The sequence below is a fragment of the Eubacterium sp. AF22-8LB genome (genome assembly GCF_003458715.1).
Taxonomy (GTDB): Bacteria; Bacillota_I; Bacilli_A; order Erysipelotrichales; family Erysipelotrichaceae; genus Holdemanella.
Map to the genome: position 1 here is coordinate 114274 of NZ_QRVI01000003.1, position 6633 is coordinate 120906.

Here is a 6633-nt window from a genome sequence, read left to right on the forward strand (position 1 = left end):
AGTTGCACCAACTTTCTTAAAATATTATAACATATTTATTGTGTTATAATTAAAAAGACATTGAGGTATTTGTATATGGAAAATTGGATACGTAATCATGATTCGTTTTATATAACGAAGGATGATCAAAAAATAAATTTTAGGGATGATTTCATTTCATCCGAAGAAAGAGTGACTGGCTTAGGTAAGGGTACTTATAATACGTATAAGTATTTTGATACATATATTTGGAAAGAAAATAGTACGAATCATTATTATTTTGAGTGGATTCCCAAAGTGGATGAGAATATTAAAGAGGTTCATTTTCCAGATAGTTTTGTGTGTGAAGATAAGGATGGGTATTCAACCATTCCTTATATGCAGGGGTTATTGATTCCGAATAGATATGATTATGATTATAGTCATATTGCCTTTGATGGTCAGTTTACAAGTTGTGCGGCCTATATGCCTTGGCTTAGTCAAACCAATAATGGAAAAGGGTATATCGCAATCAATGAAACGCCTTGGGATTCTAAATATACAATTGATCATGATGACAAGGGAACTCGACTTCAATTTGTGTGGTTAACAAGTTTAGGTAAGATGCGATATAAGCGTGTTGTACGATATTCTTTTGAAAGTAATATGGATTATAATCGTGCATGTAAGGTGTATCGTGATTATGTTAAAGAGAGTGGTTTGTTTAAGTCTTTAAAGGAGAAGGAAGTAAATCTTCATAAAATATCAGATCTTCAACAGTGTGCTGTTGTACATACGGGTATTAAGGCGCATACGGAAAAGGATTCACGTTTTTATAGTGGGCAAGAGGATGTGATTCATTCTTTTGATTCGGTAAAAGAGATGATTCAAAGGCTTCATGAATTAGGTTCAAACAAACTGTATCTTCATTTGGATGGCTGGGGAGATCCTGGCTACGACAATTGTCATCCGGATTATTTGCCTGCATGTATAAAAGCTGGTGGCTGGGCTGGTTTAAAGAATTTACAGGATAGTTTAAGTTCTCAAAATGATTTATTTGGTTTACATGATCAGTATCGTGATTATTACTATACGGCTAAAACACATAATGAAAATGAAGCTATTCAATTAGAGGATGGTGTAGTGTATGAGCATGCCAATTGGGCTGGGGGAAGACAGAACTACTTGTGTGCAAGTCTTGCACCGAAGTATGTAAAACGTAACTACACTGAAATCTTAAACCATATCAACTTGGATTGCGTGTATTTGGATGTATTTTCTTGTAATGAAATGGATGAGTGTTTTAATCCTGAACATTTGATGACAAGAAAAGAGTGTATGGAATATAGAAGGGCTTGTTTTCAATATATGATTTCAAAGGGAATCATTCCTTCAAGTGAAGAGTGTAGTGATTGGGCAATGCGAGAACTTGTATTTTCACATTATGGTCCTTATGAGTTTATGATGAAAGATGAAAATGCGAAAAGAATGGGTATACCTGTACCTTTATTTAATCTTGTATATCATGATTGTTTCATTTTGCCTTGGCCAATGGATAAAAAGCAAGAAGACTACATGTTGTATGCGTTACTGAATGGTGGTATTCCTTATGTGGTAAGAAATGCGCCTTATGATAATGTGGATGGTAATTTTGGAAGTGATGGTCTTTCGATTCAAGAATGTATAGATAGGGCTAATACAGTGTTAAAGTTCTATCAACTTGTAAAAAATGAAGAGATGCTAGAACATAGAATCATCAATGATCATGTTCAACAGACTACATTCAGTAATAATATCACAATCGACATCAACACAAAGGAGAATACGTATAGAATTTTATGAGAATATTCGTTTTAGTTTTATTATTATTAACGGGTTGTACACAAGCTCAACCTGAGCTTAGGCAAACAAAAGAAGTTCAAACTTCAATACCATATTCAGATGAGGAATTGATCAAAAGTGCAAATGATCAAATAGAGGATGAAGCATATTATGTAGATGCGATTACAATGCAGTCGGATGGTGAAGTGTGGTTTTCATTAAAGAATAAAGATTTAAACAAGCAATATGTTTTCAAATATAAAGGTAATGAGTTGGTTTTAGACAGATTAGTAGATAATGTAGATTAAATGTATTGACTCAATATTTGAGATAACGTAAACTTGATTTAGTGATCGTTCTGTAGAAACTTGCGAAGCCTACAGGCGGGGAAGAACCTGCGGGTCTCTTCCTCTTTTTTTATGAATTGTGTAAATTGGTTAGATTTTATTAAAAAATAATTTCGTTTTATTGACTGAATCTTGTGAAATAAAATATACTATTAACAAATGGATATGGAGAAATAATATGTTTAAAAAAGGGAAAAGATTAGCTGCGTTATGCACAATCATTTTAGTGGTTTTATCTATGTGCATGCCTTGTTTGGCGGATGAGACACAGAAGACGATTCGTGTGGGATCTTTTGAAGATACATTTAATTATGTGGATGATCATGGTGTAAGGCGTGGTTATGGTTATGAATTAATGCAGGCTTTGGCTGGATATACGGGTTGGAAATTTGAGTATGTGAAGTGTGATTGGTCAAACTGTTTCGAGAAGCTTGAAAATGGTGAGATTGATATCATGGGTGATATTGCGTATACGGATGATCGTGCTAAAGAAATGTTATTTTCTGAGGAATCCATGGGTGATGAGAAGTATGTTTTGTATGCGAATTTATCGGATATGGATATTGTGCCTTCGGATTTTAAGTCCTTGGATGGAAAGCGTATAGGTGTGCTTAAAGGTGCTAAGCCTGAATATATGCTTACAGAATGGGAGAATAAGTATGGTATTCATACTGAGCATGTGAATGTAAGTGGTAATGAGGATGTAAAAATGAAATTGGCGAATAATGAGATTGATTGTTTTGTGTCTTTAGAAGAGTCAATTTGGTCTGAAAGAGGGATTTCTAGTGTAACTACAATTGGAAAGTCTGATATATATTTTGCAATCAATAAAGAGCGTAGTGATATTAAACAAGAATTGGATTATGCGATGCGCCAGTTGGATAGTGATAGTCCTTTTTTCAAGGCGGATTTGTATAAGAAATATTTTACTTTGGATTATACGCAAATTTTAACAGGTGTTGAAAAGTCATGGTTAGAAGAGCATGGTGGTATTCGAATTGGATTTTTAGATAATGATCCTGTTGTGTTTTCAATGGACAAAAAGAGTGGAGAGATTCGTGGTTCACTGCCTGAATATATTTCGTATGCCAAAGATTGTTTGGGGAATCATACATTAAAATTTGATATACAGGCTTTTGATGATTATGACAAAATGATTGAGGCTTTACAGAATAAAGAGATTGATGTGATTTATTATGCGAGTCGAAATTCAAATGTTGCCGAAAAGACGGGGTATGCACTTTCGAATACGGCTTGGACGTATAATTTGATTGCCGTTACAAATAAGGAAGATTTTAATGAGAATGATTCATATGTGGTAGCTGTACCGAAAAACAAGGTAGCTTTAAAACAACATATTGCGTATAACTATCCGCATTGGAAACTCGTGGATTGTGATTCGATTGAGGATGGGGCGAATATGGTTGTTGATGGTAAAGTAGATTGTTTTATCAAGGGATCGAGTCAGGTATTGAAATTTGATGGTAATAAGAATTTTAAAATTATTTCTTTGACAAAGACAATGGAGGCTTGTTTTGGGGTAGAAGATGGGCAGGCAACACTATTATCCATATTGAATAAGACGATAAAGGCTATGCCTTCGGATATGTTGACAAGTGCGATTGCGATGTATGATAGTACAGCTTATAAAATGACTTTTTATGGTTTTTTAAAAGATCATTTGGCTGTTGTTCTTATTTTAGGCTTTAGTATTATTATTGTAATTCTTCTACTTTTAAGAAAGGCAAGGCGAGCAGAGGCGAGTGCTAAGGAGGCAAATCTTGCCAAAACGCAATTTCTGCATAATGTATCGCATGATATTCGTACGCCTATGAATGCGATTTTGGGCTATTCTGAACTTATGAAGAATGAGTTGAAAGATAATGATTTGCCTAAGGTTTTAGAACATTTAAATAAACTTCAAAAGGCAGGCAATATTCTTTTATCAATTATTAATAACGTATTAGATATGGCACGCATAGAAAGTGGTCATATGGAATTGGATGAAAACTATGTGAATATTGAGGATATAAGACAAAGATTGTTTGAAATGTTTGAGGATGAGGCGAAGAAAAAGAATATTCATGTGAGCTACACTTTTAATGTTGAGCATAAACATGTCATGGCCGATGTGACAAAGGTTGAAGAAATTTTTGTGAATATTTTAAGTAATGCCGTTAAATATACACCTTCAAATGGTTCTATTGAAGTGAATGTGGATGAGCTTTCATGTGATGAGCCTGGATGTATGATTGTTCGTACAAGCATTATGGATACGGGTATTGGTATGAGTCAGGAGTATTTGGAGAAGATTTTTGAATCTTTTTCAAGAGAAAGAATGACATCCAGTAAAATTAGTGGTACAGGTCTTGGTATGGCCATTGTAAAGAAATATGTGGATCTTCTTGGTGGTACAATTGATGTGAAGAGTGTTCTTGGTAAGGGGAGTATGTTTATTGTCACGTTGAAATATAAAATGGCGGATGAAAAATATTATTTGAATAAACAAGAAGAGAATTGTGATGTTGATAATACAATTTTTAATGGTAAACATATTCTTTTGGCTGAGGATAATGATTTAAATGCCGAGATTGCACAAACCATATTAGAGCGTGCAGGACTTTTTGTAGATCGTGTAAAGAATGGTATTGAGTGTGTGAATAAAGTCATAGAAAATCCATGTGGTACATATGATTTCATTTTAATGGATATTCAAATGCCTAAAATGGATGGATATAAAGCTACGTGTGAAATTAGAAACTTACAAGACAAGGCAAAAGCATGTATACCTATTGTTGCAATAACGGCCAATGCGTTTGAGGAAGATAGGAAAAAAGCGATAGATGTTGGTATGGATGGTCATATCGCAAAACCAATCAATATTGAAGATTTGTTTGTGGTGTTAACGAATATAATAAATAAACAGAAAAGCTAGAGTCTATCTCATTCACATTAAGGAATGAACAATGTTTATCTTTTGTAGAAGAAAGTCAGGATCGTATGAAGTTAAGTACAATAGAAATGTCAAAAGTAGATTTAAATAAACCGCTTGAAGACATGAACAGGAAACGATGATTTAACAAATTGATATTAAAATAAAGATGATGATAGAGAAGGATGGGGTGAATCAAATGTTAGAGAAGCGTGTAGAAACCATATCGGATGATCGTTGGAAGAAAATAATAGAAGATTTTCAAAAACTACATGAAAATGAAGAGCGTATGGAACGACAGCTTGAACTTGAAGAAACTCAAAGACAAATGAAAGAAGTTCAAAAAGAAAAAGAAGAGGCTGAAAAGAAAGTAGAAGAAAAAGATCAAGAGATAAAACAAATGATTCAAGTGATGCTTGCAAATGGGATGAGTTTAGAGCTTATTTCTAAGTCATTGTCGAAGAGTGAAGATGAAATTATGGAGTTATTGAAATAGTCGCTTTCTAGAATTAAAACAAATGATGCTTTTAAGTACAAAATGAAGTTGATAATTGAGTCGCCTATAATATGGCGGCTTTTTTGTGTATAATTGAATAAAAGGAATTTAGGATTATGATTAGTAGAAAAAGAATATTGGGGTTTGCGATTGGTAAAATGTTGCGTCAGGATGGTTGGGCTGAGAAGTATAATCCTAAGAATCAGTTTCATGTAAATCAATATGATTATTCCACTTGCAAAGATTAGAAATCACTAGAATGGTGATGCAGGATATGTGGGCTGAAAAATATGATCCGGATAATCGTTTCGGCATCAATCAATATGATTATAATTCGGAAAAAGACTATTTATTCACGCTTCAAAGGGAATGGAAGAATTCTATTTGGGATTTGGATAGGGTTGCAAAATATGGAAATGTGCTAGTCTATACAAGCTTTGATGAGTATGAAGAGGATGTTGAAGAGTGTTTAGAACGTCTTAAAGAACAAAAAGCTCCTAATTAAAGGGGCTTTTGTGTGTTTCTAGACTTTTTGATATGTTGATATTCACAGATGGCAGTTTTATTGGAACTCAATTGATTTTCAACATATTGTTTAAGATTACGATATCGATCAAGCTCATTTGATTTTTCCTTGGCTTCTTTTCTTAAGCTTTCTAATTCAAGACGTTCTTGATTTAGCTGGTGATCAAAACTATTCTTTTTTTCTTGTAGCGTAACCATATCTTCAAGATTCACTCTGTATTTAGAGAATACAGTTGGTGCATCCATTAACATTTGCATATCAATCTTTTGTTGCGTTTCATAAATACAAAGAACGCTATAATCAATGTCTTTTTGTTTGTCCATGATTTGAATATCTGTATAGTGAAGATCATTATCGAGATAGTCAATCTTTTGATGAATCACATTTAGCATGTCTTCTAAATACTTGATGTTCAAGTAACAAGCTTTACTCGATTGATTTAAAGATTCAAGCTCACCATTTCTTGGAGTTTCAATCAAAGGCATCACGCGCATCTGGTACTATGTCAAGAAAAAGGACTCATAAAATAGATAAATTTTAAATTTTAATGCTT

At 33.5% G+C, this 6633-nt stretch carries 7 protein-coding genes; 6 read left to right on the forward strand and 1 reads right to left on the reverse strand.

Annotated elements, in window-relative coordinates:
* Positions 1-75: 75 nt before the first annotated feature.
* The 6 genes from DWY01_RS02110 (at position 76) to DWY01_RS02130 (ending at position 6059) form a co-directional block, all read left to right on the forward strand.
* Positions 76-1800, forward strand: coding sequence for a DUF5696 domain-containing protein (locus DWY01_RS02110; protein ID WP_117992684.1), 1725 nt, complete (start codon positions 76-78; stop codon positions 1798-1800).
* Positions 1797-2087: a hypothetical protein gene (locus DWY01_RS02115; protein WP_117992685.1), complete on the forward strand. Its 291-nt coding sequence runs from the start codon at positions 1797-1799 to the stop codon at positions 2085-2087. The genes DWY01_RS02110 and DWY01_RS02115 overlap by 4 nt, the downstream gene beginning before the upstream one ends.
* A gap of 217 nt (positions 2088-2304) precedes the next feature.
* Positions 2305-5061 (forward strand): transporter substrate-binding domain-containing protein, encoded by a 2757-nt coding sequence (locus DWY01_RS02120; RefSeq protein ID WP_199519830.1) that lies wholly within the window; start codon positions 2305-2307, stop codon positions 5059-5061.
* A 196-nt stretch (positions 5062-5257) separates the two neighbouring features.
* Positions 5258-5554: a hypothetical protein gene (locus DWY01_RS11640; protein WP_199519831.1), complete on the forward strand. Its 297-nt coding sequence runs from the start codon at positions 5258-5260 to the stop codon at positions 5552-5554.
* A gap of 116 nt (positions 5555-5670) precedes the next feature.
* Positions 5671-5802 carry a hypothetical protein gene (locus tag DWY01_RS11860; protein ID WP_256372077.1) on the forward strand — a complete coding sequence of 44 codons (132 nt, stop codon included), beginning with the start codon at positions 5671-5673 and terminating at the stop codon, positions 5800-5802.
* A 26-nt stretch (positions 5803-5828) separates the two neighbouring features.
* The gene (locus DWY01_RS02130) at positions 5829-6059 is read left to right on the forward strand and encodes a hypothetical protein (protein ID WP_199519832.1); all 231 of its coding nucleotides are present in this window, start codon (positions 5829-5831) and stop codon (positions 6057-6059) included.
* On the opposite strand, the gene DWY01_RS02135 is transcribed toward DWY01_RS02130, so the two are convergent.
* Positions 6056-6565 carry a hypothetical protein gene (locus DWY01_RS02135; RefSeq protein WP_117992688.1) on the reverse strand — a complete coding sequence of 170 codons (510 nt, stop codon included), beginning with the start codon at positions 6563-6565 and terminating at the stop codon, positions 6056-6058. The two genes, DWY01_RS02130 and DWY01_RS02135, sit on opposite strands and share 4 nt — an antisense overlap.
* Positions 6566-6633: the final 68 nt, after the last annotated feature.